This is a genomic window from Streptomyces sp. NPDC047917, assembly GCF_043204345.1.
Taxonomy (GTDB): Bacteria; Actinomycetota; Actinomycetes; order Streptomycetales; family Streptomycetaceae; genus Streptomyces; species Streptomyces sanglieri.
Genome location: NZ_JBIDCA010000002.1, coordinates 322,585 through 349,026, shown reverse-complemented (window position 1 = coordinate 349,026; position 26,442 = coordinate 322,585). Strand labels below are relative to the sequence as shown.

The 26,442-nt window shown below is 71.3% G+C and carries 27 protein-coding genes; 13 read left to right on the top strand and 14 right to left on the bottom strand.

Going from position 1 to position 26,442, the window contains the following annotated elements; all coding sequences use genetic code 11:
• Positions 1-191: 191 nt before the first annotated feature.
• From ACGF8B_RS05265 to ACGF8B_RS05235, 7 genes are all read right to left on the bottom strand, one after another.
• Positions 192-1,769, bottom strand: coding sequence for a dipeptide ABC transporter ATP-binding protein (locus ACGF8B_RS05265; protein WP_392734957.1), 1,578 nt, complete (start codon positions 1,767-1,769; stop codon positions 192-194).
• Positions 1,766-2,755 carry an ABC transporter permease gene (locus ACGF8B_RS05260; RefSeq protein ID WP_392734956.1) on the bottom strand — a complete coding sequence of 330 codons (990 nt, stop codon included), beginning with the start codon at positions 2,753-2,755 and terminating at the stop codon, positions 1,766-1,768. The genes ACGF8B_RS05265 and ACGF8B_RS05260 overlap by 4 nt, the downstream gene beginning before the upstream one ends.
• Complete coding sequence (locus tag ACGF8B_RS05255; protein WP_392734953.1) at positions 2,752-3,735, bottom strand: ABC transporter permease; 984 nt, start codon at positions 3,733-3,735, stop codon at positions 2,752-2,754. Before ACGF8B_RS05255 ends, ACGF8B_RS05260 begins: the two co-directional genes overlap by 4 nt.
• Before the next feature lie 2 nt (positions 3,736-3,737).
• A complete protein-coding gene (locus ACGF8B_RS05250) occupies positions 3,738-5,462 on the bottom strand; it encodes an ABC transporter substrate-binding protein (protein ID WP_392734951.1) in 1,725 nt (574 codons plus the stop codon).
• 232 nt (positions 5,463-5,694) lie between these two features.
• Positions 5,695-5,790 carry an Ms4533A family Cys-rich leader peptide gene (locus tag ACGF8B_RS05245; RefSeq protein ID WP_323138501.1) on the bottom strand — a complete coding sequence of 32 codons (96 nt, stop codon included), beginning with the start codon at positions 5,788-5,790 and terminating at the stop codon, positions 5,695-5,697.
• A 167-nt stretch (positions 5,791-5,957) separates the two neighbouring features.
• Positions 5,958-7,310: a DUF3152 domain-containing protein gene (locus tag ACGF8B_RS05240; RefSeq protein ID WP_392734950.1), complete on the bottom strand. Its 1,353-nt coding sequence runs from the start codon at positions 7,308-7,310 to the stop codon at positions 5,958-5,960.
• An 8-nt stretch (positions 7,311-7,318) separates the two neighbouring features.
• Positions 7,319-8,284: an alpha/beta hydrolase gene (locus ACGF8B_RS05235; RefSeq protein ID WP_392734948.1), complete on the bottom strand. Its 966-nt coding sequence runs from the start codon at positions 8,282-8,284 to the stop codon at positions 7,319-7,321.
• Positions 8,285-8,393: 109 nt separating this feature from the next.
• Between ACGF8B_RS05235 and ACGF8B_RS05230 the strand changes: the two genes are divergently transcribed.
• From ACGF8B_RS05230 to ACGF8B_RS05215, 4 genes are all read left to right on the top strand, one after another.
• Positions 8,394-8,609: a hypothetical protein gene (locus ACGF8B_RS05230; protein WP_392734947.1), complete on the top strand. Its 216-nt coding sequence runs from the start codon at positions 8,394-8,396 to the stop codon at positions 8,607-8,609.
• A gap of 168 nt (positions 8,610-8,777) precedes the next feature.
• Positions 8,778-9,419, top strand: coding sequence for a TetR/AcrR family transcriptional regulator (locus tag ACGF8B_RS05225; RefSeq protein ID WP_018105511.1), 642 nt, complete (start codon positions 8,778-8,780; stop codon positions 9,417-9,419).
• A 142-nt stretch (positions 9,420-9,561) separates the two neighbouring features.
• Positions 9,562-9,789 (top strand): DUF3107 domain-containing protein, encoded by a 228-nt coding sequence (locus ACGF8B_RS05220; RefSeq protein WP_392734944.1) that lies wholly within the window; start codon positions 9,562-9,564, stop codon positions 9,787-9,789.
• A 215-nt stretch (positions 9,790-10,004) separates the two neighbouring features.
• Positions 10,005-10,274, top strand: a complete 270-nt coding sequence (locus ACGF8B_RS05215; RefSeq protein ID WP_392734943.1) for a hypothetical protein — start codon at positions 10,005-10,007, stop codon at positions 10,272-10,274.
• Between the two features lie 34 nt (positions 10,275-10,308).
• Here the strand turns inward: ACGF8B_RS05215 and ACGF8B_RS05210 are convergent, their stop codons facing one another.
• Positions 10,309-11,043, bottom strand: coding sequence for a ferritin-like fold-containing protein (locus tag ACGF8B_RS05210; protein ID WP_342282815.1), 735 nt, complete (start codon positions 11,041-11,043; stop codon positions 10,309-10,311).
• A gap of 483 nt (positions 11,044-11,526) precedes the next feature.
• Between ACGF8B_RS05210 and ACGF8B_RS05205 the strand changes: the two genes are divergently transcribed.
• Together ACGF8B_RS05205 and ACGF8B_RS05200 are read left to right on the top strand one after the other, a co-directional pair.
• Positions 11,527-13,374: a DEAD/DEAH box helicase gene (locus ACGF8B_RS05205; RefSeq protein WP_392734941.1), complete on the top strand. Its 1,848-nt coding sequence runs from the start codon at positions 11,527-11,529 to the stop codon at positions 13,372-13,374.
• Positions 13,375-13,481: 107 nt separating this feature from the next.
• Positions 13,482-14,327: an alpha/beta fold hydrolase gene (locus tag ACGF8B_RS05200; protein ID WP_392734939.1), complete on the top strand. Its 846-nt coding sequence runs from the start codon at positions 13,482-13,484 to the stop codon at positions 14,325-14,327.
• Between the two features lie 18 nt (positions 14,328-14,345).
• Here ACGF8B_RS05200 and ACGF8B_RS05195 read toward each other — a convergent pair whose 3' ends face one another.
• Positions 14,346-15,233 carry an NYN domain-containing protein gene (locus ACGF8B_RS05195; RefSeq protein WP_342282818.1) on the bottom strand — a complete coding sequence of 296 codons (888 nt, stop codon included), beginning with the start codon at positions 15,231-15,233 and terminating at the stop codon, positions 14,346-14,348.
• A gap of 221 nt (positions 15,234-15,454) precedes the next feature.
• Between ACGF8B_RS05195 and ACGF8B_RS05190 the strand changes: the two genes are divergently transcribed.
• Positions 15,455-15,607 (top strand): hypothetical protein, encoded by a 153-nt coding sequence (locus ACGF8B_RS05190; protein WP_266729866.1) that lies wholly within the window; start codon positions 15,455-15,457, stop codon positions 15,605-15,607.
• A gap of 75 nt (positions 15,608-15,682) precedes the next feature.
• On the opposite strand, the gene ACGF8B_RS05185 is transcribed toward ACGF8B_RS05190, so the two are convergent.
• The 3 genes from ACGF8B_RS05185 to ACGF8B_RS05175 all read right to left on the bottom strand — a co-directional run bounded on the left by ACGF8B_RS05185 (position 15,683) and on the right by ACGF8B_RS05175 (position 18,034).
• Positions 15,683-16,288 (bottom strand): MarC family protein, encoded by a 606-nt coding sequence (locus ACGF8B_RS05185; RefSeq protein WP_266912492.1) that lies wholly within the window; start codon positions 16,286-16,288, stop codon positions 15,683-15,685.
• Between the two features lie 141 nt (positions 16,289-16,429).
• The gene (locus ACGF8B_RS05180; RefSeq protein ID WP_392734935.1) at positions 16,430-17,296 is read right to left on the bottom strand and encodes a PHP domain-containing protein; all 867 of its coding nucleotides are present in this window, start codon (positions 17,294-17,296) and stop codon (positions 16,430-16,432) included.
• Between the two features lie 99 nt (positions 17,297-17,395).
• Positions 17,396-18,034, bottom strand: a complete 639-nt coding sequence (locus tag ACGF8B_RS05175) for a DUF6758 family protein (RefSeq protein ID WP_342282821.1) — start codon at positions 18,032-18,034, stop codon at positions 17,396-17,398.
• Between the two features lie 156 nt (positions 18,035-18,190).
• Between ACGF8B_RS05175 and ACGF8B_RS05170 the strand changes: the two genes are divergently transcribed.
• Positions 18,191-19,423, top strand: a complete 1,233-nt coding sequence (locus ACGF8B_RS05170; protein ID WP_392734933.1) for an MFS transporter — start codon at positions 18,191-18,193, stop codon at positions 19,421-19,423.
• A gap of 154 nt (positions 19,424-19,577) precedes the next feature.
• On the opposite strand, the gene ACGF8B_RS05165 is transcribed toward ACGF8B_RS05170, so the two are convergent.
• A complete protein-coding gene (locus ACGF8B_RS05165) occupies positions 19,578-20,162 on the bottom strand; it encodes a suppressor of fused domain protein (RefSeq protein WP_392734931.1) in 585 nt (194 codons plus the stop codon).
• 416 nt (positions 20,163-20,578) lie between these two features.
• On the opposite strand from ACGF8B_RS05165, the gene ACGF8B_RS05160 reads away from it, so the two are divergent.
• Both ACGF8B_RS05160 and ACGF8B_RS05155 read left to right on the top strand, forming a co-directional pair.
• Entirely contained in the window at positions 20,579-21,694 is a 1,116-nt protein-coding gene (locus tag ACGF8B_RS05160; RefSeq protein ID WP_392734930.1) for a magnesium and cobalt transport protein CorA, read from the top strand.
• A 35-nt stretch (positions 21,695-21,729) separates the two neighbouring features.
• On the top strand, positions 21,730-22,251 hold the full coding sequence (locus tag ACGF8B_RS05155; protein WP_392734928.1) for a hypothetical protein: 522 nt from the start codon (positions 21,730-21,732) through the stop codon (positions 22,249-22,251).
• A 49-nt stretch (positions 22,252-22,300) separates the two neighbouring features.
• Here ACGF8B_RS05155 and ACGF8B_RS05150 read toward each other — a convergent pair whose 3' ends face one another.
• Positions 22,301-23,065: a hypothetical protein gene (locus ACGF8B_RS05150; protein ID WP_392734925.1), complete on the bottom strand. Its 765-nt coding sequence runs from the start codon at positions 23,063-23,065 to the stop codon at positions 22,301-22,303.
• 203 nt (positions 23,066-23,268) lie between these two features.
• Between ACGF8B_RS05150 and ACGF8B_RS05145 the strand changes: the two genes are divergently transcribed.
• From ACGF8B_RS05145 to ACGF8B_RS05135, 3 genes are all read left to right on the top strand, one after another.
• On the top strand, positions 23,269-24,543 hold the full coding sequence (locus ACGF8B_RS05145) for a magnesium transporter MgtE N-terminal domain-containing protein (RefSeq protein WP_392734923.1): 1,275 nt from the start codon (positions 23,269-23,271) through the stop codon (positions 24,541-24,543).
• Entirely contained in the window at positions 24,533-25,090 is a 558-nt protein-coding gene (locus ACGF8B_RS05140; RefSeq protein ID WP_392734922.1) for a DUF1003 domain-containing protein, read from the top strand. The genes ACGF8B_RS05145 and ACGF8B_RS05140 overlap by 11 nt, the downstream gene beginning before the upstream one ends.
• Positions 25,091-25,186: 96 nt before the next feature.
• On the top strand, positions 25,187-26,320 hold the full coding sequence (locus tag ACGF8B_RS05135) for an Mrp/NBP35 family ATP-binding protein (RefSeq protein ID WP_392734920.1): 1,134 nt from the start codon (positions 25,187-25,189) through the stop codon (positions 26,318-26,320).
• Positions 26,321-26,442: the final 122 nt, after the last annotated feature.

The window sequence follows — 26,442 nt, the reverse complement described above, 5'->3', positions numbered from 1 at the left end:
ACACCCCCCCCCCCCCCGGGGGGGGGGGGCGCGGGGTGGGGAGGCCCCCCCCCCCGGGGTCGACCGCAGTGCGTCCGGGGGGGGGGGGGGGGGGGCGGCCCCCCCCCCCACCACCGAAAGGGGTGAACCGTCGTAACTTTCCCGCACCGGCGACGTTCTGTCGCGCTATGGGAGCGTACGGTCACTCAGGGTCAGGCGGCGGCCAGCTCCTTGCGGGCCGCGCGGCGCACCGCCGCGAGTGCCGGATCGAGCGCGGGGACGGCCGCCAGCAGCTGCTTGGTGTACGGGTCACGCGGGGCGCCGTACACCTGGTCCACCCCGCCCTCCTCGACGATCCGGCCCTGCCGCATGACGGCGACCCGGTCGCTGACCTGCCGTACGACGGCGAGGTCGTGCGCGATGAAGACCAGGGCGAGGCCCAGCTCCCGCTGGAGTTCCGCGAGCAGGGCGGTCACCTGGGCCTGGGTCGTCACGTCGAGCGCGGAGACCGCCTCGTCGCAGACGATCAGTTCCGGCTCGGCGGCCAGTGCGCGGGCGATCCCGACGCGCTGGCGCTGTCCGCCGCTGAACTCGTGCGGGTAGCGGTCGTAGCTGTCCGGGTCGAGCCCGACCCGGGTCAGCAGGTCCCGCACCCGCGCCCTGATCGCGGCCCCGTCGCGCTGCCCGGCGGCGCGCAGCGGGTCGGCGACCGACTCACCGATGGAGCGGCGTGGGTTGAGGGAGGAGACGGGGTCCTGGAAGACCATCTGCACCCGGGCGTCGCGGGTGAGCCGCCCCGAGGTGGGCTCCAGCAGTCCGACGAGCATCCGCCCGAGGGTGGTCTTGCCACTGCCGCTCTCCCCGACGACGCCGAGGGTCTCGCCGCGCCGGACGGTGAGGGAGACCCCGTCGACGGCGGCGAGGGCGGTCTTGCCCCTGCCGAACACCTGCCGGACGTCGACGGCCTCGACGAGCACCTCGCCGTCGTCCGCCGCCGCGCCGGGCGCGACGCGCGGCTCCGTCACCCGGGGCACCGCGGACAGCAGCGCCTTCGTGTACGGCTCGCGCGGCGCCACCAGCACCTCGCCCACCGGTCCCCGTTCCACCGCCCGGCCCGACTGCATGACCAGCACCTCGTCGACCGACTCCGCCGCCACGCCCACGTCGTGCGTGACCAGCAGCAGCCCCATTCCCGTCTCGCGGCGCAGATCGTGGAGCAGGTCCAGGATCTGCGCCTGGACGGTGACGTCCAGGGCGGTCGTCGGCTCGTCGGCGATGAGCAGCTGGGGCTCGCAGGCCAGCGCCATGGCGATCAGCGCCCGCTGGCGCATGCCGCCGGAGAACTCGTGCGGCCGCGACCGGGAGCGCCGTGCCGCGTCGGGGATCCCGACCCGGTCCAGCACCTCCACCGCCCGCGCCCGCGCCGCCCGGCGGGAGGCCCGGTTGTGCACCCGGTACACCTCGGCGATCTGGTCGCCGACCGCGTAGTACGGGTCCAGCGAGGACAGCGGGTCCTGGAAGACCATCGCGGCCCTGGCGCCGCGCAGCGCCCGCAGTTCCGCGTCGTCCGCGGCGCCCACGTCCACCCCGGCGACCCGGATCGAGCCGCCGACCTTCGCGCCGGTCCCCCGGTGGAGTCCGAGCAGGGCGTACGCCGAGGCGCTCTTGCCGGAGCCGGACTCGCCGACCACGCCGAGCGCGCCGCCGGCCTCCAGCGAGAACGACAGCCCGTCCACGGCCCGTACGTCGCCGAACGAGATCGAGAGATCGGAGACTTCGACCAGGCTCATGCCAGTACCACCCGTCGGTCGGCCATCGCCTGGAGAATGTCCGCGACGGCATTGGCGAGGACCACGAAGAAGCCGGTGACCAGCACCAGACCGACGACCACCGGAAGGTCCACGTGCTTCACGGCGTCGACGAGTTCCCGGCCGACCCCCGGAATCCCGAAGAGCGACTCGGTGAGGACGGCGCCGCCGAACATCGAGCCGATGTCGAGTGCGCCGAGCGCGATCACCGGCGCCAGCGCACCGCGCAGCGCGTGCCGCCCGACGAGCGCCCGTTCGCCGACCCCGTACGCCCTGAAGGTGCGCACATGGTCCTCGGCGAGGGTCTCCATCATCGAGGCCCGGGTCATCCGGGCGTACGGGGCCGCTGACACCAGGGCCAGCGAGATCCAGGGCAGCAGCAGGTTCCAGGCCCACTGCTCGGGGTCCTCGGTGAGCGGTACGTAGTCCGGGAACGGCAGGATCTGGAGCGCCGTCACCAGGATGATGATCAGCAGCAGCCCGATGACGAAGACCGGGGTGGCCATGCCCGCCAGGGTGATCCAGGTGAGGACGCGCTCGGTCGGCCGGCCGCGCCGCCACACCGAGAGCAGTCCGGTGCCGACGCCGAGCAGCATCCACAGCACGAAGGCGCCGACGGCGAGCGAGGCGGTGGCGGGGAGCTTGGCCAGGATCAGCTCGGTGACCTGCTGGTCGCTCTGGTACGAGAGCCCCAGGCAGGGCGCCTGGCAGTGCAGCACCCCCGTGCCGGTCGAGTAGTCGCGGCCGGCGAAGAGCCCCTGGAGGAAGTGCCAGTACTGCGTGTACAGCGGGTCGCCCAGGTGCAGTTGTTCGCTGACCTGCGCCACCTGTGCGGGCGAGCAGCGCGGACCGCAGGCGATCTGCGCGACGTTGCCGGGGGCCACGTAGAAGGCGGCGTAGACGACGACGCTGAGGGCGAGCAGCACGAAGAGTGCGCCGCCGAGGCGTCTGAGCAGGAACCACTTCACGCGTCGGCCTCCTTCTTCCGTCCGGTGCCGATCCGCAGCCGGGACTCGGCGCGCGGGTCGAGCGCGGTGCGTACGCCCTCGCCGAGGACGGTCAGCGCCAGCACGGTGACGAAGAGCAGCAGGGCGGGGATCAGCAGATAGGTGGGTGCCGCCTGGTACCAGGTGTCGGCGTCGCTGAGCATCTGTCCCCAGGACGGCGTGGGCGGCTTGATGCCCACGCCGAGGAAGGACAGGGCCGCCTCGACGACGATGTTGGACGGGAAGAGCAGCACCGCGTAGGTGATGACGGGGGCGGCCAGCGCGGGCAGCAGTTCGCGCCTGGCGATCTGCCAGGAGCCCCAGCCGCTGAGCCGGGCAGCGGCGACGTGGTCGCGCGACTTCAGCGAGAGCGTCTGGGCGCGCACGATCTTCGAGGTTCCGGACCAGCCGACCAGGCCGATGATCACGGCGATCAGGACCGGGCGGGGGAAGTCCGTGGGTACGACGGCGAGCGCGCCGAGCGCGGTCACCATGACGGGCAGCGCGACCACGACGTCGGTGACCCGGCTGAGCGCCTGGTCGACGAAGCGGTTGCCGAGCCCGGCCGCGAGCCCGATGGAGACGCCGATGATCACCTGGAGCAGGGTGGCGCCGAGCGCGACGCCGAGCGAGACCCGGGCGCCGTACACGATGCGGGCGAACAGGTCGCGTCCGGTGAGCGGTTCGACGCCGAGCCAGTGTTCGGCGCTGATCCCGCCGAAGGAGCCGACGGGCACCCCGCCGGAGGCGGAGTCGACGAGATCCGGGTGGTACGTGGTGGGGTCCTGGCCCTCGATGCCCGCGAGCAGCGGCGCGGCGAGCGCGGCCACGACCAGCAGGACGACGATCGTGGCCGCCACCAGGGCCGAGCGCCGGGCGCGCAGCCGCCGCCAGAACGGATGGGCCCCGGGGGCGGGGGCCTTCGCGGCCTCCGCCCCCTCGACCGGAATTGCTTCTGCCATGACTACTTGACCGCGGCCTGCGAGATGTCGAGCACGCCGGTCCAGTCGCTGATCACGACGTTCTTGACGGACTCGCCGTACAGACGCTTGTAGACCGGGTGGAACAGCGGCACGGTGAGTGCCTGCTCACCGACCTTCTTGTCGAGCGCGCCCCAGCGCTTCGCGGCGGCGCCCAGGTCGGTCAGCTTGTTGATCTCGTCGATCTCCTTGTTGACCGCGGGGTCGTTCAGCTGACCGGAGTTGAAGTTGTAGCCGGACTTGACGATCTGGCGCCCGTCGAAGATCGGCGCGAAGAACGGGCCGCCGGACGGCCAGTCGGCACCCCAGCCACCGAGGAAGAAGCCGGGCTCGCTCTTCAGGTTGTAGACCGTGTCGGAGTAGTCGTTGCTCTCCAGTCCCTGGAGCCTGACCGTGATGCCGGCCTTCTTCAGCGCCTCCTGGAGCGCGGTGGCGATCTCCGGGCTGGTGGCGAAGTCCTTGTCGTTGGAGTGGGTGAGGGTGACGGTCAGCCCCTCGGGGTAGCCGGCCTCCTTCAGCAGTTCCTTGGCCTTGGCCGGGTCGCCGTTCCTGCCGGCCGGGAAGTGGTCGTACGGCGTGTACCCGAACGCCGCCTGGTCGGGCAGGAAGGTGGTGGCGGGCTCGGCGAGCGAGGAGCCGCCGGCCGCGTTGACCACGGAGGAGCGGTCGACGGCGTACGAGATCGCCTGACGCACCTTCGGGTTGTCGAAGGGCTTCACCTTCGGGTTGAACGCGATGTAGTTGGTGTAGCCGAAGTGGCCGGTGCCGACGCGGGAAGCGAGCTTCTTGTCGCCGGTGACCTTGGCCAGCTCGGCCGGGCCCAGGTTGGTGTCGGTGGTGACGGCGGCTGCGTCGGCGCCCTGCGAGGCGGACAGCCGCTGGTTGATGACGGCGGAGTCGAGGCCGGAGCGCACGTCGATCCGGTCGGGGTACGCCTTGCGCTCCTCGTCGGTCGACGCCGACCAGTGCGGGTTGCGCTCCAGGATCAGGCGCTCGCCGTCGCCCTCGTTCTTGACCACCTTGTACGGACCCGAGGAGATCGGGTGCTCCTCGTACTTGGTGCCGTTGTCCTTGGCCTTGGGCACCGGGGTGGTCTGGGTCTGGGTGGCCAGGAAGGGGAACTCACCCTCCGGCTTGTTGAGGTGGAAGACGATCGTCTTCGCGTCGGGCGTCTCGATCGAGTCGAGGCCCTTCTTGTCCTTGTACGGGCCCTGGTAGCCGGCGCCGCCGATCAGCCAGTCGCGCAGATAGGGCGCACCGCCGGAGAGCTCGGCGGCGAAGGAGCGCTCGATGCCGTACTTGATGTCGGCACTGGTGATCGCCGTGCCGTCCTCGTACTTCAGGCCGTCCTTGAGGGTGTACGTCCACACGGTGGCGTTCTTGCTGGGCGTGCCCAGGTCGGTCGCGAGGTCGGGTACGACCTTCGCGCCGGCGGCGCCGTCCTCCCGGTTGCGGGTGGTGAGCGTACGGAAGACCAGGGACGGGACGTTGCCGCCGCCGGAGGTGTAGAGCCGCGCGGGGTCGAAGTCCTCCTGCGGCTTGCTGTTGAGGACGGTGAGCGTGCCGCCCTTCTGCGGCTTGCCCGCCGCGCCGAAGCCGCTGTCTCCGCCCTTGTTGTCCTTGGGCCCGCAGGCCGCGGCACCCGCCGCCACGACGAGTACTGCGGTGGCCGCGGCCACGCGGCGCGATATGACGGACGGTTGACGCATCGGAAGATGACCTCTCGGGTGTACTGCCTGGAGAAACGGACGGAATGGTTCCGCGCAGGCGGCGACGAGAGCCAGTGCACACAGCCGGTCAGTGGAAGGGGAAGAGGAGAAGGTGACCGGAAACAGCGAACTGCCGCGCCTGCGGACGGAATGCGCCCGGCGCGGCGGTCATGCGTGGCGGCCCGGCCCGTTCAGGGCTCGGACCGCGGGCGGACGCGCGCTCGGGCAGGCGTCAGCAACAGTCGATGTCGGCGACACTGTGCCCGGTCACACCGATGAGCGCCAGCTCTATGACTGCGCGATCGGGGAGGACGGGGCCGTGTGACATGCCGAGAAATATGGTTCACCACCCAGGGGATGTCAACGCGAATTGAGACGGTCGTCTCACCATTCGGACAGCCCCTGGGCATGCGTGTGGCGGTTCCACGTACGGACACGGGGCCCGGCGGGCCCGGGAGGCGGCCCGTCGCACCCGCGGGGCCGCCCCTTCCCGGATCAACTGGGCGGATGCACCCAGGCGTTGGGGCGGCACTTGACTCCGTCGATGTTCAGCGACTTGGTCTGCTGCTGCATCACCGGCGCGAGGGCGCCGCGCGTGCCGCAGCTCACATGGTTGTGCCCCAGCCGGTGACCGACCTCATGGTTGATCAGCATCTGGCGGTAGGCGAAGAGTTTGTCCGGACCGAAGGTCGAGGACCCCTGTGCCCAGCGGTAGGCGTTGATCATCACGCGCTCGGTCGCGGCGGAGTCGCAGCTGACGTTGTCCACCGTGGTGTCCAGACCCGACTTCTCGCACCACTCGCCGGTGGTCCCCGGGCTGGCCAGGGTGATCACGAAGTCGGGGTCGCCGGAGGAGATCCGCTCAAAGGTCATCTCCCCGTCGTGCGCCCAGCTGCGGTCGTCGTTGAGCGTCTCCTGGACAGCCCTGGCGAAGAGCGCGGCGTCGAGACCGAGGCCCTTCTCCACGTCGATCCGGTACCTGTACTTGTGTCCCCTGCCCGGGGCCTTCGCCGTCCCCGGGACCGCCTCGAACTTCCCCGAGGCCTTCAGCTTCGGCGCGAGCGGATAGGCCTTGGCCATCTTCTGCTCGTACGAGAGCGGCTTGACCCGCACCGGCTTCGGGGTCTCCCGGTCGTCCGAGCGGGAGGTGCCGTCGGGTCCTTCCCGGTCGACGCCCGCGGGCTGCGCGGCGGTGGCCCCGCCACCGTTGTCCTGGGCGACCTGACCGGCCACGACCACCGCGAGCACGGTGGTCACCGCGGCGGCCGCGATCCCGGTGAAGGTGCGCCCCCTGGCGCCCTTGGCGTCCTTGCCGTCCTTGGCACCCTGGCCGTCCCTGGCGGGTGCCGGGCCGTCGGTACCTCCGGGCGGCTGCTCGTCCCCCTCGGCTGCCGGAGCGTGCGGATCGGCGGGACGGGCCGGCGGGACGGAGGGCCCGCGCCGTGCGGGCGGGGCGGGCGCCGAGTCGAACGCTTCGACGAACTCCCGGCGCGGGCCCGGTATCAGCGGCCGGGTACCGGTCTGCGACTGCTGACGGGGCGTCCCCTGCGGCTGGGCCGAGGTCTGCCGCCCCGCGGTCCGGTGGTCCTCGGCGCGGAACCGGGGCTGCGGCCCGGTCCCCCAGCCGCCGCCGGGTTCGCGCTGCTCGGGGTGGCCGCCTCGGACGTGTCCGGCCTGCTGGAACGGGGCGTGCCCGTCGGGGCCTCCCGGCGCCTCCGCCGCCCTCCGGCGCCGGCCGGTGCCGGGGCCGGGCTGCCGGGTGCTCTCGCGGTCGCCGCCCGCGTCCGCGGCAGCGGCCTCGATGTCGGGCCCCGAGGGTTTGGGGCCCTTTCGACTATGTCGTCCCACGCCCCGGATCAGCTCCCGCCGCGTTCGTCGAGCAGTTCCCGGAAGGCCTGGGCGACCACCTCCGGGTACTCCATCATCGCCACGTGCCCCGCGTCGGGCAGCGTCAGCAGCCGGGAGTCCCGGAAGGCCGCGGCCGCCTTGCGTGCCATCCGGTACGAGACGAGCTGGTCCCGTCCGCCGTACACGAGCTGGGTCGGTGCGAGCACCCGCTCGGCCTGGCGCCACAGTCCGTGCTGACCGCCGAGCGTGTACGCATCGACAATGCCACGTGCCGAGCGCGCCATCGCGTCCCAGAAGTACGGCAGCTCCATGCGGCGCTCCATTTCGGCCACCGCGGCGCGGAAGCCCGGTTCGGAGACGCGGCCCGGATCGCCGTAACAGAGCGCGGTCACCCCCCGGGTACGGTCCTCGGCCGACCAGTCCCTGGTCAGCCGGGCGAACAGGCCGGCCACACCGGGCACCGCGAGCAGCCCCGTCGGCACGGCGGAGCGCTGCACCCGCAGTTCCGGGAGGGCGGGCGAGACGAGGGTGAGGGTACGCACCAGGTCCGGACGGACCGCGGCGACCCGGGTGGCCACGGCACCGCCGAGCGAATTGCCGAACAGATGTACCGGTCCGCGCCCGTCCGCGTCGAGGAACCGGATCACGGCACGGGCGTGCCCGGTGACCGAGTAGTTCCCGTCGTCCGGGGGCGGGGAGTCGCCGAAGCCGGGCAGGTCGACGGCCTCGCCGGCCACCACGTCCTGGAGCAGCGGCATCAGCGCCGACCAGTTCCGCGAGGAGCCGCCGAGCCCGTGCACGTAGAGCGCGGGCGGCAGTCCGGCCCGCTCCTGCGGCCGGGACCGTACGGTCAGCGTCAGCCCGGGCAGCGCGACGGAGCGCAGCTCCTCCCCCTCCGCGACCCCGACGGTGCCCACCGCGGGGGACACCGCGGCGGCGACGGCACGGACTCCCGGCAGCTCGGTCGAAGACATGCGGCAATGTTACGAGACGATCACACCCCGATTCATGTGTTCGCTGTCACAGACCGCGTAGCGGCCCGGGGGCGCAGCTCCTACGCTCGAAGCAAGGAAGGGAGTCACCATGACGGTCGACCCCAGCGACCCGGAGACCTTCGAGGACATCCAGCCGGACGAACCCGGCCAGGAGACGCCCCGGGCGGACGCCGCCGAGCAGCGGGCCGATCTCCAGCAGCGGAGCGACGAACCGCTCACCGAGATCGACCGGAACGGTGCCGACGAGGCGGATGCGGCGGAGCAGGCCCGAGTCGTCACACAGGATGAGGACGAATACCGCTGATACAACCTGATTTGTTCCGGTGGCCGGGCAATCTGTGGCTACCGCAGTCGTCCGGTCCATGAAATTCTGCGTCCGCGCCGCGCATACCCGGGTTACCCAAAAGTACGATGGCTGTACGGCGCAGCGTGCACGCAATAGCTGTGTCCGATCACAAATTTGGGAGGCGGCGTGACAGCCATCGAGCAGACCGAGGCGGCGCGCCCGCGAGGCACTCGCCTGCCTCGCCGCGCCCGACGCAATCAGCTGCTGGGCGCCGCGCAGGAAGTCTTTGTGGCGCAGGGCTACCACTCCGCCGCGATGGACGACATCGCCGAGCGGGCCGGGGTCAGCAAGCCGGTGCTCTACCAGCACTTCCCGGGCAAGCTGGAGCTCTATCTGGCCCTGCTCGACCAGCACTGCGAATCGCTTCTGCAGGCGGTCCGCACGGCGCTGGCGTCGACCACCGACAACAAGCTGCGGGTCGCGGCGACCATGGACGCGTACTTCGCGTACGTGGAGGACGAGGGCGGCGCCTTCCGGCTGGTCTTCGAGTCCGACCTGACCAACGAGCCGGCGGTGCGCGAGCGCGTCGACCGGGTCTCGTTGCAGTGCGCCGAGGCGATCTCCGACGTCATCGCCGGTGACACGGGGCTGTCCAAGGACGAGTCGATGCTGCTCGCGGTCGGCCTGGGCGGTGTCTCCCAGGTGGTCGCCCGCTACTGGCTCTCCAGCCGTTCGGCCATTCCGCGCGACACCGCGGTCCAGCTCCTCACGTCGCTGGCCTGGCGGGGCATCGCGGGCTTCCCGCTGCACGGCATCGATCAGCACTGATGCGGGGCCGCCCGGCGCGGCCGCGCCCGTGTTCGCTGCGGGCGTTGCCCACCGGCCACTGGCGGTCCCCCGCAGCGGGCTAATGTGTGCTGCGTACGGCGCGGCTCACCGCGCAGGGACTGACCGTCGGAGGGACATAGCCGTGGAGGTCAAGATCGGGGTGCAGCACACGCCCCGGGAGATCGTTCTGGAGAGCGGGCTTTCCGCCGAAGAGGTCGAGAGCGCGGTCGCCGAGGCTCTCGCCGGCAAGGCGCAGCTGCTCAGCCTCACGGACGAGAAGGGCCGCAAGGTCCTGGTGCCGGCCGACCGGATCGCCTACGTGGAGATCGGCGAGCCCAGCACCCGTCGGGTGGGGTTCGGCGCGCTGTAGTCCAGCACGCCCTCAAGCAGTGACCGAGGCAGCGGCCCGGTGGGATCTCCCACCGGGCCGCTCCCCGTTCCGGCCGGTGCCGGCGATCTCTGTGTGAAGCCTGTGCCCAGGAGGGTTGCGTTCCGCAACCCACGGGTAGGACCGCTAACGACCGATTTAGGGCCTGACCTGCCGGAGAGGCCCTAGCCGCCCCGCAACTCGCGAGGTGATCATCTGTGATCCTGGTACCGCTCGGCTCCGTACTGCTCGGACTCGTCCTCGCCTGGCTGGCGCTCCGCTCGCTGCCGGACCGGCTCCCGTCCCGTCGTGCCGTCTTCGCCACCGGCGCCCTGGGAGGCCTGTTCGGCGCGTATCTCATGCACTCGGTGCTGGGTCCGGGCCATGCCGTGGCCGCGCTGGTCGGCTCGGCGCTGATCGGGGCCGTGCCGCTCTCGCTGCTGATCCGCCCCCGCAGCCGCCCGCTGAGACGATCAGCGGCGGCCTGAGGCCGGCCCCGGCGGGCCGGCCCCGATGATCCGGCTACGCGGCCAGTCCCAGCGCGGCCATCCGCTTGGTGTGCGCCTCGGTGATCCGCGAGAACATCCGCCCGACCTCGGCCAGGTCGAAGCCGTCGGCCACGCCGCCGACGAGCATCGTCGACAGCGCGTCGCGGTCGGCCACCACCCGCTGGGCCTGGGAGAGCGCCTCGCCCATCAGGCGGCGTGCCCAGAGCGCGAGCCGGCCGCCGACGCGCGGGTCCGCCTCGATCGCGGCGCGCACCTTCTCGACGGCGAAGTTGCCGTGCCCGGTGTCGTCGAGCACGGCCAGGACGAGGGAGCGGGTGTCCGAGTCGAGCCGGACCGCGACCTCCCGGTAGAAGTCACTGGCGATCGAGTCGCCGACGTACGCCTTGACCAGGCCCTCCAGCCAGTCCGACGGCGCGGTCTGGCGGTGGAAGTCGTCGAGCGCCTTGGCGAAGGGCTCCATGGCACCGGTCGGCTCCACGTCGACCGCGGCCAGCCGGTCCGTCAGCCGCTCGAAGTGGTGGAATTCGGCGGAGGCCATCTTCGCCAGTTCCGCCTTGTCGGCCAGTGTCGGCGCGAGTTTGGCGTCTTCGGCGAGCCGCTCGAAGGCCGCCAGCTCCCCGTACGCGAGTGCTCCCAGCAGGTCCACGACCGCTGCCCGGTACTGCGGCTCCGCGGAAGCGGTGGCCCAGTCCTGGGCGGCGATTCCGGTGGGCTCGGAGGTTTCAGTGGCGTTGTCAGGCGTCTCCATGAAGCGCAGAATAGCCCGCCCGGCGGGGGACGGAAGGGCCTGGTCAGCCAGTGACATCACACCGTTCCGATGAATTCGCCCAACACACATGCGCGAATCCGGGGTACAGTGGTATTGCGTCTACTGAGTATTTTGGATGTACCGGTGGCGTGAAAATGGTGAAAACGAATGAGGATGCCCGGTCGGTGGCCCGATCGGCTCCGACCCGACAGCCCTCCACGCGGGGCGTACGACACGTACGACCGCAGATGAGGGGCCCCTCAGCGGCACGAGCGCTCGAGCGACGGCAGTGGTCCCGCGCCACCCGGCCCATCCACGGCCGGATGACCAACCCCGGCACGGTACGACCCCCAGCGTTCGCCTCGGGCCGCGTCTCACAGAAGAGGCAGCACCCTGACTACGTTTCGTGAACTCGGGATTCTTCCCGAGACGGCCGAGGCCCTTGAGGCCGTCGGCATTGTGTCCCCGTTCCCCATCCAGGAGATGACGCTCCCCGTAGCGCTCTCCGGCTCCGATGTCATCGGCCAGGCCAAGACCGGCACCGGCAAGACCCTCGGTTTCGGTCTGCCGCTGCTGGAGCGCGTCACCGTCCCCGCGGACGTCGAGGCCGGCCGGGCCGGACCCGAGAAGCTGACCGAGGCGCCGCAGGCGCTGGTCGTCGTCCCCACCCGTGAGCTCTGCCAGCAGGTCACCAACGACCTGCTGACCGCCGGCAAGGTGCGCAACGTCCGCGTTCTCGCGATCTACGGCGGTCGCGCGTACGAGCCGCAGGTCGAGGCGCTGAAGAAGGGCGTCGACGTGATCGTCGGCACCCCGGGCCGCCTGCTCGACCTGGCCGGACAGCGCAAGCTCGACCTCTCGCACGTCCGCGCGCTGGTCCTCGACGAGGCCGACGAGATGCTCGACCTGGGCTTCCTGCCCGACGTCGAGAAGATCATCACGATGCTTCCGGCGACGCGCCAGACGATGCTGTTCTCCGCGACGATGCCGGGCGCCGTCATCGGCCTCGCGCGCCGCTACATGTCGCAGCCGACGCACATCCGCGCCACCTCGCCCGACGACGAGGGCGCGACCGTCGCGAACATCTCGCAGCACGTCTTCCGGGCCCACTCGATGGACAAGCCGGAGATGGTCTCCCGCATCCTGCAGGCCAACGGCCGCGGCCTCGCGATGATCTTCTGCCGTACCAAGCGCACGGCGGCCGACATCGCCGAGCAGCTGGAGAAGCGCGGCTTCGCGTCCGGCGCGGTCCACGGCGACCTCGGCCAGGGCGCCCGTGAGCAGGCGCTGCGCGCCTTCCGCAACGGCAAGGTGGACGTGCTCGTCTGCACCGACGTCGCGGCGCGCGGCATCGACGTCGAGGGTGTGACCCACGTCATCAACTACCAGTCGCCGGAGGACGAGAAGACGTACCTCCACCGCATCGGCCGGACCGGTCGCGCGGGTGCCAAGGGCATCGCGATCACGCTGGTCGACTGGGACGACATCCCGCGCTGGCAGCTGATCAACAAGGCGCTCGACCTGAAGTTCAACGACCCGGTCGAGACCTACTCCACCTCGCCGCACCTCTTCGAGGAGCTCGACATCCCGGCCGGCACCAAGGGTGTCCTGCCGCGCGCCGAGCGGACCCGGGCGGGTCTGCGGGCCGAGGAGATCGAGGACCTCGGCGAGACGGGCGGCCGCGGCCGCAAGTCCGCCGCGGCCTCGGCGCCCGCCGTCCGCGAGGAGCGTGCGCCGCGCACGCCGCGTCAGCGCCGTCGCACCCGGGGCGGCTCCGCCGTCTCCGAAGCGGCGTCCGCCGCCGCGGTGCCGGCTCCGTCCACCGAGGCCGTCGACGCCCCGGCGGAGCCGCGTACGCCGCGTCGCCGCCGTCGCACCCGGGTCGGCGCGGCCGAGGCCGCAGCCGAGGCCGTGGTGAGCACGGTGGAGGCCGTGGTCGAGGTCGTGGTGGAGCCCAAGGCGGCCAAGGCCGCGCCGGTCGAGGCCGTGGCCGAGACCAAGCCGCGCCGCCGCCGGGCCCGCGTGGTCAAGCCGGCCGAGGACGAGGTCGACTTCCAGATCGCCCCGGTCTCCGAGCCGGTCGCCGAGACGAAGACGGTGACCAAGCCGCGTCGCCGGGCCCGTGTCGTCAAGCCGGCCGAGGACGAGGTCGACTTCCAGATCGCCCCGATCTCGGAGCCGGTCACCGACACCAAGCCGCGCCGCCGCACCCGTGCGGCCGCCAAGCCGAAGGCGGAGACCGTGGCCGAGACCCCGGGCGCCGAGGAGGCCGAGGCGAAGCCGCGCAGGCGTCGGGCGCCGCGTGCGGCCGCCGCCACGGCCGAAGGCTGAGCAGCAGCCGACGAACGCCGGACGGGCCCGAGGACATCCTCGGGCCCGTCCGGCGTTCGTGGCACTCCCCGCTGCCCGTGGGACGTGCCACGGCATAACCTCGTCCCATGAGCCGGCCGCACACCTTCACCCCGCCCCCCTGCGCCCACGCCCACCAGCTGCGCACCTCGCGCGGTGACTTCGCCGTGCTGGACGCCGCGCCGCCCGGTGCCGTCCGCGGCACCGCCCTCCTGCTGCCCGGCTACATGGGCAGCAAGGAGGACTTCGTGGCGCTCCTCGAACCGCTCTCGACCGCCGGGTACCGGACCGTCGCCGTGGACGGCCGCGGGCAGTACGAGACGGACGGGACGGACCGTCAGGAGGATTACGAGCAGGGCGAGTTGGCCCGCGATGTGCTCGCCCAGGCCACCGTGCTCGGCGACGCCGGCACCGTGCATCTGCTGGGGCACTCGCTCGGCGGGCAGATCGCCCGCGCCGCCGTGCTGCTCGACGCCTCGCCGTTCCGTTCACTGACGCTCATGTCGTCGGGGCCCGCCGAGGTCGTCGAGGCCCAGCAGCTCAAGGTGAAGGTGCTCGGCGACGCCCTGGCGACGATGGGCATGGCCCGGGTCTGGGAGGCGATGCGCGCCCTCGATCCGCCGGAGGAGGTGGCGTCGGCGGACGGCGAGGCGCTGCGCCGGCGCTGGCTGCGCCACCGGCCGGCCCAGCTGATCGCCACCGGGCGCCGGCTGGCGACCGAGCCGGACCGGGTGGCCGAACTCGCCGCCGTACCGCTCCCGGTCCATGTGCTCTCCGGCGAGCGCGACGACACCTGGCCGGTGCCGCTGCTCGACGACATGGCGCGGCGGCTCGGCGCGCACCGCACCCGGATCGCGGGCGCCGAGCACTCCCCCAACACGGACCGCCCGCAGGAGACGGCGGCCGCGATCGCCGCGTACTGGGACAGCCTGTAGGACCTGGGCCGCGAGGGCTCAGTACTGCGACTGGAGGTGCTGCCAGAAGCCGTCGCGCAGGGCCCGCCGCAGGTGTGCGTGGCCGCGCAGCGAGTGCTGGAGCAGCCGTTCGGCCTCGACCAGCAGGTCCTGGTCGACGGAGCCCGGGAGATACGGGTGGCCGGGCAGCAGGTCGGCGAGCGACTCGCGGCCCCGGGCGGCCAGCCAGGCCGCGGCGATCTGCGCGCCGACGAAGCGGACGTCCTCGCGCGCGGGCGCGGGGGTGTCGTCCTCGTAGGTGGTGACGGGGCGTCTGGTGACGTACGGGCGGCAGAAGTCCAGGTCGAAGGTGCGCTGGCTGTCGACCTCCCAGAGCAGCGGTTCGGCCTGATTGCGCCCCTCGCCCGCCTCGATGCCCCACAGGTGCACCCGGGCCCCGTAGCCCTGAGCCGCCTCCACCGCGGAGACCAGGTCCTCGTCGCCGCCGACCAGTGCGGCGTCGCTGATGGCGCGGTGCCGGGCGAGCGATTCGAGGTCGGTGCGGATGAGTGAGTCGACGCCCTTCTGCTGGTTGTTGGCGTTGAGGTTGCCGAGTCTGACCTTGACGTCGGGCAGTTCGGCGATGGACTGCTGCTCGGTGGTGTGGATGCGCCGCCTGGCTCCGTCGTACCAGTACACGCGGAGCAGTCTGCTGTCCGCGAAGATCGTCCGGGCCTTGTCGATGAAGGCCTCGATCAGTCCTTCCGCGTCGAGGTCGAAGGAGCGGCGGTCCTCGGTGCCGGTGACGAGCAGTCCGGCCGCGGCGTACACATAGCCCGCGTCCACGAAGATCGCGTGGGTCGAGGGGGTCTTCGACACCTCGGCGAGCATGCGCTGGAGCAGCTCGTTGGTGAGGTCCAGGCGCTCGCGGATCTCTGCCTCGTTCATTCGGGCCTCGTCGTGGACCTTGTCGCCCGCGCATGCTCGGTGACCTGCTGATACTTAGACATCCAAAAAATTTCCTTAGCGTAGGGAATGTTTGCAGGAAGCAAGCCGTTGTACACATCGTGGAGCGCAGGACAGGGATGTCCTGGGCTCTCATCCTTGCGGACGGGCCACCCGTCCTCCCAGTAGTTCTCCAGCAGGAGGATCAGACGAAGGGAAGCCCTATGCGCTTCGAGATCATGCGACTCGACGATGTCGACGGTACCGCCGTGGACAGCACCGTCGTGGACGCCGCCTCCGTCAACCGGATCGTGCAGCAGGCCGCAGCCGTGGGCCAGCGCATCTATATCCGCCCGGCCGAAACCTCGGCTTCGTAACGCAGACGACGCACAGAGACGAAGCGCCCCCGTACGGAAGGTCCGTACGGGGGCGCTGTGGCGTCCGGGGGGCCATCAGGCGTTCTGGACGACCTGGGTGACACCGTTGATGATCTGCTGTACGGCGATGGCGGAGAGCATCATTCCCGCCAGCCTGGTCACCAGCACGACGCCGCCGTCCTTGATGACCCGGATGATCAGCAGCGAGTAGCGCATGGTCAGCCAGAGCACGATGTGCATGGCGACGATCGCCGACCAGACCGAGATCTGGCTGCCCACGCTGTCGGCGTGCTGCACGGCCAGGATCACCGACACGATCGCGCCGGGCCCGGCGAGCAGCGGCATGCCCAGCGGTACGAGCGCCACGTTGACGTCCTTGGTCTGCGTCGGCTCGTCGGTCTTGCCGGTGAGCAGATCGAGCGCGATCAGCAGCAGGAGCAGTCCGCCCGCGATCATCAGGGCGGGGACGGAGACGTGCAGATAGTCGAGGATCTGCTGGCCGAGCACGCCGAAGACGGCGATCACGCCGAAGGCGACGGCGACCGCCTGCAACGCCATTTTGCGCTGCATCTTGGCGGGTCGGCCGGCGGTGAGCGCGAGGAAGATCGGGGTGATCCCAGGCGGATCCATAATCACAAAAAGCGTGAGAAAAAGGGATCCGAAGACAGCGACGTCGAACACAGTGAGCCTTGCGAGAAGAGAGAAACGGCCTGAAGGAGCGCACCCCGAGGCCATGGCGGCGGCCGGGTGCGTGGAAGTGGAACGTGGAGAGGTGCGGGGACGGCGGTACGGGTCCGTGCTGCGGCCCCGACGCGTGCGTCGTTACGCGGGGCCGCGCCCGCCGGCGCCCGGCACCGGGAAGGCTCCCGTGGCACGCCGGGTGATCTCGCCGTAGATCTCGGGGTCGGTGGTGTACTCGCCGAGCCCGACGGTCTTGCGGCTGCCGTGGTAGTCGCTGGATCCGGTCGTCAGCAGGCCCAGATCGCGGGCGAGCCCGCGCAGTGCGGCCCGGGTCGGCTCGTCGTGGTCCATGTGGTCGACCTCGATGCCGTCGAGACCCGCGGCGGCGAGCCGCGCTATCGACGACTCGGGCACCACCTCGCCGCGCTTGACGGCGGCCGGGTGCGCGAAGACGGTGACGCCGCCGGCGGCCTTGACCAGCCGGATCGCGTCGAAGGGGTCGAGCTCGTGCTTCTCGGCGTAGGCCCGCCCGCCGTCCGCGAGCCATTCGGGCGTGAAGGCGTCGGAGACGGTCTCGACGACGCCGAGCTCGACGAGTGCGGTGGCGACGTGCGGCCGGCCGACCGATCCGTCCCCGGCGATCCTGGCGACCTGCTCCCACTCGACGGGCACGCCGAGCTCCTGGAGCTTGCGCACCATGGTGCGGGCGCGCGGCACCCGGTCGTCGCGTACGAGTTCGCGTTCGCGGGCCAGCTCGGGCTCGTCGGGGTCGAAGAGGTACGCCAGCATGTGCAGGCCCACGCCGTCGATCCGGCAGGAGAGCTCGGCGCCGGTGACGAGGGTGAGCCCCTCGGGGAGGGCGGCGGCCGCCTCGGCGTGACCGCGCACGGTGTCGTGGTCGGTGAGCGCGACGACGTCCAGGCCCGCGGCGGCGGCGTTCGCCACCAGCTGCGCGGGGGTGTCCGTGCCGTCCGACGCGGTGGAGTGGGTGTGCAGGTCGATGCGCACGACGCGTACTCCAGTGCTCGGGGCGGACCAAGGGGACGTTCTAGGATAACCGGCGTTCGAACGGCGCCCGGCCGGGTGCGGGGTCCCCGGCAGCGCCCCTCAGCCGAGCAGCCGCGGGGTGAGCGCCCCGCAGGGTACGAGCTCCATCTCGCCCCCCGCCTCGCGCAGATCGGCGAGCACCAGCTCGTCGTACATCAGGAGTCCGGACTGCTCGGGCCAGACGATCGCCCAGAGCCAGAGTCCGCGCGCCTCGCCCGCGAAGACCGCCCGGTCGGCGGGGGCGCCCTTGACGTGCCACAGCGGGGTGGGGCGTCCGGCGGCGAGCATCTTGACGTCCGGCGGGCCCTCGACGTCCAGGTGCGGGCCGGGGTCGGGGCCGTCGATCCCCGCGTAGCGCGCGCCGAGTCCGATGCCGAGCTCCTCGGTGACGAGCAGCAGTTCGCCGATGCCGCCGACGGGTCCGGGGCCGGAGCAGGCGACGGCGGTGGCCCGGCCACCGCTGCGGTCGTCACCCGCGCTCGCCACTCCGGTGAACAGCCAGCCCACCGGCAGCGGCCAGGGCATCCAGACCGGGACCTGGGCGCGGCGCACCACCACCCCCAGCCCTTCGACGCTGGGCGGGACGACCGGCTGGAGCGGCTGCACGCTGCCGTGCACGGCGCACTGCCAGGTGTCGGCGAACAGACCGGGTGCTCTGACCCGGCCTCCGCACTTCGGGCAACTGGGTTCGCCCCTCATAGCGACCAACGGTCCTCCAGGACCGTCGCCGCGTCAAGGAAGATCACCCGTCCGCAGCGCGGCTCCACCTGCGGAAATAGATGTAACTTGCACTCATTAGGTTATCTAACTTATTCTATGCGTATCACACCTATCTAGCGGAGAGTGAGAAGACCCATGCAGGGAGAGGATCCGTTCGATCAGGGCGCGGGCAGCATCCTGCGCCAGCCGAAGGCCGTCTGGGCCACGGCGGGCGCCTCTGTCGTCGCGTTCATGGGAATCGGCCTGGTGGACCCGATTCTGCCGTCCATCGCCAAGGGCCTGGAGGCGACGCCGAGTCAGGTGTCCCTGCTCTTCACCTCGTACTTCCTGATCACCGCCGTGGCGATGCTGGTCACCGGCTTCGTGTCCAGCCGGATCGGCGGCCGCAAGACGCTGCTGGCCGGCCTCGCGCTCGTCGTCGTCTTCGCCGCGCTCTCCGGCACCTCGTCCTCGGTCGGCGAACTCGTCGGCTTCCGGGCCGGCTGGGGGCTGGGCAACGCGCTCTTCGTGTCGACCGCGCTGGCCGTGATCGTCGGCGCGGCGGCCGGCGGCAGCTCGGCGGCGATCCTGCTCTACGAGTCGGCGCTCGGCCTCGGCATGGCCTGCGGGCCGCTGGTCGGCGCGCTGCTCGGTGACGCCAGCTGGCGCTACCCGTTCTTCGGCACGGCCGCGCTGATGGCCATCGGCTTCATCTGCATCACGGCGTTCCTGAAGGAACAGCCCAGGCCGGCCAGGAAGACCTCGCTGCTCGACCCGATCAAGGCGCTCGGCCACGGCGGGCTGGCCTCGGTGGCGACCTCGGCGTTCTTCTACAACTACTCGTTCTTCACGATCCTGGCGTTCACACCGTTCGTGCTGAACATGACGCCGTACAAGTCGGGCGCGGTGTTCTTCGCCTGGGGCCTGCTGCTCGCGGTCTTCTCGGTGCTGGTCGCCCCGCGGCTCCAGGAGCGCTTCGGCTCGCTGAAGGTGCTCGGCGCCTCGCTGGTGCTGCTCGCCGTCGACCTCCTGGTCCTGGGCTACGGCGACCACACCACCGCCATCGTCTGCACGATCGTCTCCGGTGCCTTCATCGGGATGAACAACACCGTCTACACGGAACTGGCGCTCGGTGTGTCCGACGCACCGCGCCCGGTGGCGAGCGCCGGCTACAACTTCGTCCGCTGGTTCGCCGCGGCCGCCGCCCCGTACCTCGCGCCGAAGATCGAGGAGTGGAGCAACATCCACATCCCGTTCGTGGTCGCGGCGGTCACGGCCGTGGCCGGTGCGATCGTTGTCTGGATCCGGCGTTCGGCGCTGGCCCACGAGGCGACGGAGCTGGAGCCGAAGCACGCGACCGAGGACAGCGTCACGGTCTTCGCCGACTGACCTCCCCGCCCCCGTACCGGCCCCGCCCGCGGCTCCCCCTCCTGGCCGCGCGGCGGGGCTCTCCCGCGCCTGCGGCGGCGCGGATCAGTCCAGGGTGGGGAGCAGTGCAGGGGTACGGATCAGTCCAGGGGTACGGATCAGTCCAGGCTGCGGATCAGTCCAGGGCCACGGAGCCACGCAGCGGATCACGCAGGTCCGTGCCGTGCGAGAGCCACCGTTCCTGGAGCTCCTGAGCCCCCCTGACCCGCTTCCACGCGGCCTCGTTGTTCGTCATCGGCAGCAGCGGCAGGAACCGCACCGGCTCCATCGGCGCGTCCAGCTCCAGGTCCTCGACCAGACCGCCCGGCTCCGCGACCAGCACGGAGCTGAACGGCGCACCGGGCCACAGCGGCTCACCGACCTCCAGCGAAGCGCCCGGCGCCACGATCACCCCCTCGACCTGCGGGGAGGCCGCCAGCACGGCGAGCGGGCGGAGCACCTTGTCGGTGTCGGCGAGTCCGGCGCGTACGGAGATGACCAGTTCGGCGCGCGGCCCCTTCACCGGGTCGGCGAGGACCGCGGCCGGGTCGGCCATCGGCTGTGCCGACATGCCGAGCGTGGCGTAGCGCACCACATCGCCGTCGACGAAGCGGAGCACCTCGATCCGGTCCGTGCCGAGGAACGTCACCGCCGCGCGCGCGTCCGGTTCACCGAGGGCCGTCAGCAGCCGGGCCTCGACCAGAGCAAGAATTTCTCCCATCCCGCGAGCATAGGACGCGTATGGAACGGGCAAAGTAAGGGATTGGCCGTCAGTCGGCTGATAGTCTTGGCCGCTGGTCGGGGCAGCACGCAGAAGCGTCGCTCTCAGCCCCGACGACACGTCATCCCCCAAGGGGGACCGGCCGGAGGAGGTGGGGCTGCAATGGATCGAAGTCGATCGTGCAGTACCAACCGCTCTTCCGCCCTCCACCTTTCCCGGTGATCTGAAGCCTCCCGAGCCTCCCGGTCGAGGCCCATGGCTTTGCGCACGACGGAAGAGCACTCCTTTTTTGCCTGTCTGTAGCGAACGCCGTCGTCGTGCCGCTGCGGTGCCGCCCGCTTTGCGGACGTGAGCACACGTCCCCATTCCGGGCTGTTCCACGTGCCCGACCACGGCCCTCCGTGAAGGAGCCAGCCATGTCGATGATCCGCGACCTGCGCGCCGCCGTGCGCCCGTCCCTGCGCAAGAGCAACGCACTGCACAACGCCTACGACACCACCCGTGACCCGTCCGCCTCCAGCGCGGTCGTCGACTGCGCGGTCTACCGCGACGGGCGGCGCCTGGAGAGCGGCAACTGCCGCACGCCGCACGAGGCGATGCTCCAGGTGCGGGAGGAGGGCGGTTTCGCCTGGATCGGTCTGCACGAGCCGACCGAGGAGGAATTCGCCGGTATCGCCCGGGAGTTCGGGCTGCACCCGCTGGCCGTCGAGGACGCCGTCCACGCCCATCAACGGCCGAAGCTGGAACGTTACGACGACACGCTCTTCACCGTCTTCAAGACCATCCACTACGTCGATCACACCGAACTCACCGCCACCAGCGAGGTGGTCGAGACCGGCGAGGTGATGTGCTTCACCGGCCGGGACTTCGTCATCACCGTGCGGCACGGCGGCCACGGCTCGCTGCGCGCGCTGCGCCACCGGCTGCAGGACGACCCCGAGCTGCTCGCCAAGGGCCCGTCCGCGGTGCTGCACTCCATCGCCGACCATGTCGTCGACGGCTACATCGCGGTGGCCGGGGCCGTGCAGGACGACATCGACGAGGTGGAGATCGAGGTCTTCTCCACCCCGGCGAAGGGCAGCCCGCGCGGTTCCGACGCCGGCCGGATCTACCAGCTCAAGCGCGAGGTCCTGGAGTTCAAGCGGGCGGTGTCGCCGCTGCTGCGGCCGATGCAGCTGCTGAGCGAGCGGCCCATGCGGCTGATCGACCCGGACATCCAGAAGTACTTCCGTGACGTCGCCGACCACCTGGCGCGGGTGCACGAGGAGGTCATCGGCTTCGACGAACTGCTGAACTCGATCCTCCAGGCCAACCTGGCGCAGGCGACCGTCGCGCAGAACGAGGACATGCGCAAGATCACGTCCTGGGCGGCCATCATCGCCGTACCGACGATGATCTGCGGTGTCTACGGCATGAACTTCGACCACATGCCGGAGTTGAAGTGGCGGTACGGCTACCCGATGGTGCTGGGCGTCATCGGCGTGGTCTGTTTCTCCATCCACCGCATGCTCAAGCGCAACGGCTGGCTCTGATCCCGGCCCCGGTGCGCCTCCCATAGAGTTCGGACATGACTGCTGCTGCCGCTGACGTGCCGCTGGGCCGGGCCCTCGTCGAGGAGGCCACCAAGAAGTCGGGCCTGATCTGGGTGCGGGGCACCGGGCCCGCCCGGGCGCTGTGGCACGTGTGGCACGAGGGCGCGGCGTATCTGGTCGGGGACGGCCCCGGCGAGCAGCCGCTGCCGGCCGGGCTCACCGACGGGTCCGCCGCCGAGGTGACCGTGCGCAGCAAGGACAAGGGCGGCCGGCTGGTCGCCTGGACGGCCGCGGTGTCTCAGCTCGCCCCGCACTCCGAGGAGTGGGAGGCCGCGGTCGCCGAGCTCAAGGGCAAGCGGCTGAACGCGCCGGACGCCGAGCAGCTGACGGAGCGGTGGGCCCGCGAGTGCCGGGTGCTACGGCTGACGCCCGGCGAGTTCCGCACGGAGCTGCCGGACGGCTCGCTGGCCGCGGCGCCGCTGCCGACGCCCGCGACCACGCGACGGCCGGTGCCCGCGGGGCTGCCGCGACTGCTGAAGCGGGGACGCAAGGGCTGAGGGCCGGGCCACGAGGCCCGAGCGCGTTGCGGCCCGCACCCCGCACCCGTCAGGACGAGGTCTTGGGCAGCTGCTTCCCGTAGTCGACCGTGTCCTCCTGCGCCGGTGCCTCCAGCGCGAAGTCCTTGCCCCAGTCCGACAGGGTGACGGTCCCCCCGCCACCGCCGCGCGCGAACCGCAGCGGATACGCCGTGCCCTCCAGCGATACGTCGAGCGTGCCGCCCTCGCCCTTGCCGCCCATGATCTGGACGGTCCGGGCCGCGCCGACCTTCTCCCGGTCGCCCTTGTTGAGGGTGCCGTGCAGCGAGAGCAGGCCGTCGAGCAGGGTCTCCTTGTCCGTGAAGCCGCGCAGCTGCTTGTACGTGGGGTCGTCCTGGGGCACCTTCACGTACTTGTCGTTCAGCTTGTCCGCGGCGGTGCCGCCCGCCGTACTGCCGGCGCCGGACTTCTCCTCGTGGCTCCAGAACCCGGAGTCCGCCTTCAGGTAGAGCTCGTCACCGACCCGCAGCAGCTCGAAGGTGCTGTCCTTCGAGACCACGGAGCCGGTGCCGCCGTCCTCCTTGAGCTGCATGTTCAGCTTGTACGTACCGCCCTTGCTGACCAGCGTCCCGGCGAGGCGCACCGTACCGGCGGCGTCCGCCGCGTCCTGGGCCTTCTTCTCGATCTGGCCGGCTTCCAGCTTGCCGACGCCGTTGGTCCCCTGGTCCGGGTCCTCGCCGCCGCACGCCGTGAGGGTCACGGCCAGCCCCGCACAGAGCAGGGCTGCGAGTGCGGTCCGGCGTCGGGCCCGGACGGGCGGAACGGAGGAGGTCACGGGCGCACTGCCTCTCATCTGCATCTCGGGGGTGGCAGACGGCAGCGTACCTGTGCCGTGCACACCTTCCGGCAGGGAGCCGTACGGACGGCTCCACCGGGGCAACCCGGAGCGGTACGGGCTAGCCTGATCCCGTCATAACGGTTGATTGACTGCCAAACGGACCATCCGGTGAAGTCGTACACGGAAGAAGGAGGCGCACCATGGCGGCAGGCGCCCCCCGGGTGTTCGTCTCGCATCTCGCCGGTGTCCCGGTCTTCGATCCCAACGGCGACCAGGTGGGACGGGTCCGCGATCTGGTCGCGATGCTCCGGGTCGGCGGCAGGCCGCCCCGGCTGCTCGGGCTCGTCGTCGAGGTGCTCAGCCGCCGCCGGATCTTCCTGCCGATGACCCGGGTGACCGGGATCGAGTCCGGCCAGGTCGTCACCACCGGTGTGGTCAACATGCGGCGCTTCGAACAACGGCCCACCGAACGTCTGGTGCTCGGCGAGTTCCTCGACCGGCGGGTCCGCCTGGTGGAGACCGGTGAGGAGGTCACCGTCCTCGACGTCTCCGTCCAGCAGCTCCCGGCCCGCCGCGACTGGGAGATCGACAAGTACTTCGTACGCAAGGGCAAGGGCGGGGCGCTGCGCCGCAAGGGCGAGACGCTGACGGTCGAGTGGTCGGCGGTCAGCGGGTTCTCGCTGCAGGAGGACGGGCAGGGCGCCGAATCCCTGGTCGCCACGTTCGAACGGCTGCGCCCGACGGACGTGGCCAACGCGCTGCACCACCTGTCGCCGAAGCGGCGGGCCGAGGTCGCGGCCGCCCTCGACGACGACCGGCTCGCCGACGTCCTGGAGGAGCTGCCCGAGGACGACCAGGTGGAGATCATCGGCAAGCTCCAGGAGGAGCGCGCCGCCGACGTCCTGGAGGCGATGGACCCGGACGACGCGGCCGACCTGCTGTCCGAGCTGCCCGAGGAGGACAAGGAGCGGCTGCTGACGCTGATGCGGCCGGACGACGCGGCCGATGTGCGGCGCCTGATGTCGTACGAGGAGCGGACCGCGGGCGGGCTGATGACCACCGAGCCGATCATCCTGCGGCCGGACGCGACGGTCGCCGACGCGCTCGCCCGGGTCCGGCAGGCGGACCTGTCCCCGGCGCTCGCCGCCCAGGTGTACGTGTGCCGGTCGCCCGACGAGACGCCGACCGGCAAGTACCTGGGCACCGTGCACTTCCAGCGGCTGCTGCGGGACCCGCCGTACGCCCTGGTCAGCTCGATCGTGGACAGCGATCTCGTCCCCCTGGCCCCGGACACCCCGCTGTCGGCCGTGACGAGCTATCTGGCCGCGTACAACCTGGTCTCGGTACCCGTCGTGGACGAGAGCGGCTCGCTGCTCGGTGCGGTGACGGTCGACGACGTGCTCGACCACCTGCTGCCCGAGGACTGGCGGGAGACGGATTTCCACGGCGAGGAGGGGGTGGCCGGTGGCCGCTGAGGAACGCGCCAGGACGGGGCCGGTGGGGGCCTCGGGCATCGCGCGCCCGCCCCGCTCCCGGCTGGACCAGCCGAAGGACCCGCGCCGGCGGATGCTGCCCGATTACGACCCGGAGGCGTTCGGCCGGTTCTCCGAGCGGATCGCCCGTTTCCTGGGCACCGGGCGGTTCATCGTCTGGATGACGCTGGTCATCATCGTCTGGGTGGTGTGGAACGTCTTCGCACCCGAGCCCTGGCGGTTCGACCAGTACCCGTTCATCTTCCTGACGCTGATGCTGTCGCTCCAGGCCTCGTACGCGGCGCCGCTGATCCTGCTCGCGCAGAACCGGCAGGACGACCGCGACCGGGTCACCCACGAGCAGGACCGCAAACAGAACGAGCGCTCCATCGCGGACACCGAGTACCTCACCCGGGAGATCGCCTCGCTGCGGATGGGGCTCGGCGAGGTCGCCACCCGCGACTGGATCCGCTCCGAGCTGGAGGACCTCGTGAGGGACCTGGACGACCGCCGGGCCCTGTCCGCGGCCGAGAGTGACGAAGACCGCTGACGGAGGCTACTCGCGCGTAGCGACAAGCGCCGTAACGCCCTCCCGTCGCCCACCACCACCCTCAGGGAGCGCTCCGCGCACCCGTACTATCGAGGTATGGCTACGGAAGACGCGGTGCTTGAAGCACTGGCGACAGTGAACGACCCGGAGATCCACCGCCCCATCACCGAGCTCGGCATGGTGAAATCGGTCGAGATCGATGCTGACGGTGCGGTCGCTGTCACGGTCTATCTCACGGTCTCAGGCTGTCCGATGCGCGAGACGATCACGAAGAACGTGACGGACGCGGTGGCCCGCGTCGAAGGCGTCTCGCGGGTCGATGTGACGCTCGACGTGATGAGCGACGAGCAGCGCAAGGAGCTCGCTTCCTCGCTGCGCGGCGGCACGGCGGAGCGCGAGGTGCCGTTCGCCAAGCCCGGCTCGCTGACCCGGGTCTACGCGGTCGCGTCCGGCAAGGGCGGTGTCGGCAAGTCGTCGGTGACGGTGAACCTGGCGGCGGCGATGGCCGCCGACGGTCTCAAGGTCGGCGTCGTGGACGCGGACATCTACGGGCACAGTGTGCCGCGGATGCTCGGCGCGGACGGCAAGCCGACCCAGGTCGAGAACATGATCATGCCGCCGTCCTCGCACGGCGTGAAGGTCATCTCCATCGGCATGTTCACCCCGGGCAACACCCCGGTGGTCTGGCGCGGGCCGATGCTGCACCGCGCGCTCCAGCAGTTCCTCGCCGATGTGTACTGGGGCGACCTCGACGTCCTCCTGCTCGACCTGCCGCCGGGCACCGGCGACATCGCGATCTCGGTGGCGCAGCTGGTGCCGAACGCCGAGATCCTGGTCGTCACGACCCCGCAGCAGGCTGCGGCCGAGGTCGCCGAGCGGGCCGGTTCGATCGCCGTGCAGACCCACCAGAAGATCGTCGGTGTCGTCGAGAACATGTCGGGCATGCCGTGCCCGCACTGCGACGAGATGGTCGATGTGTTCGGTACCGGTGGTGGCGCGCGGGTGGCCGAGGGGCTGACGAGGACGGTCGGCGCCGAGGTACCGGTGCTCGGCTCCATCCCGATCGACGTACGGCTGCGTGAGGGCGGCGACGAGGGCAAGCCGGTCGTCCTGTCCGACCCCGACTCGCCGGCCGGCAAGGCGCTGCGCACCATCGCGGACAAGCTGGGCGGCCGTCAGCGCGGCCTGTCGGGCATGTCGCTGGGCATCACCCCGCGCAACAAGTTCTGAGACGGCGGGGGGGGGGGGGGGCCCGCCGCGGCCCCCCCCCCCCCCGCGCCCCCCCCCCCCCCCGGGCGCCCCCCCCCCCCCCCCCCCCCCCCAACCCCCCCCACCCGCACCGGGAAAAAGAG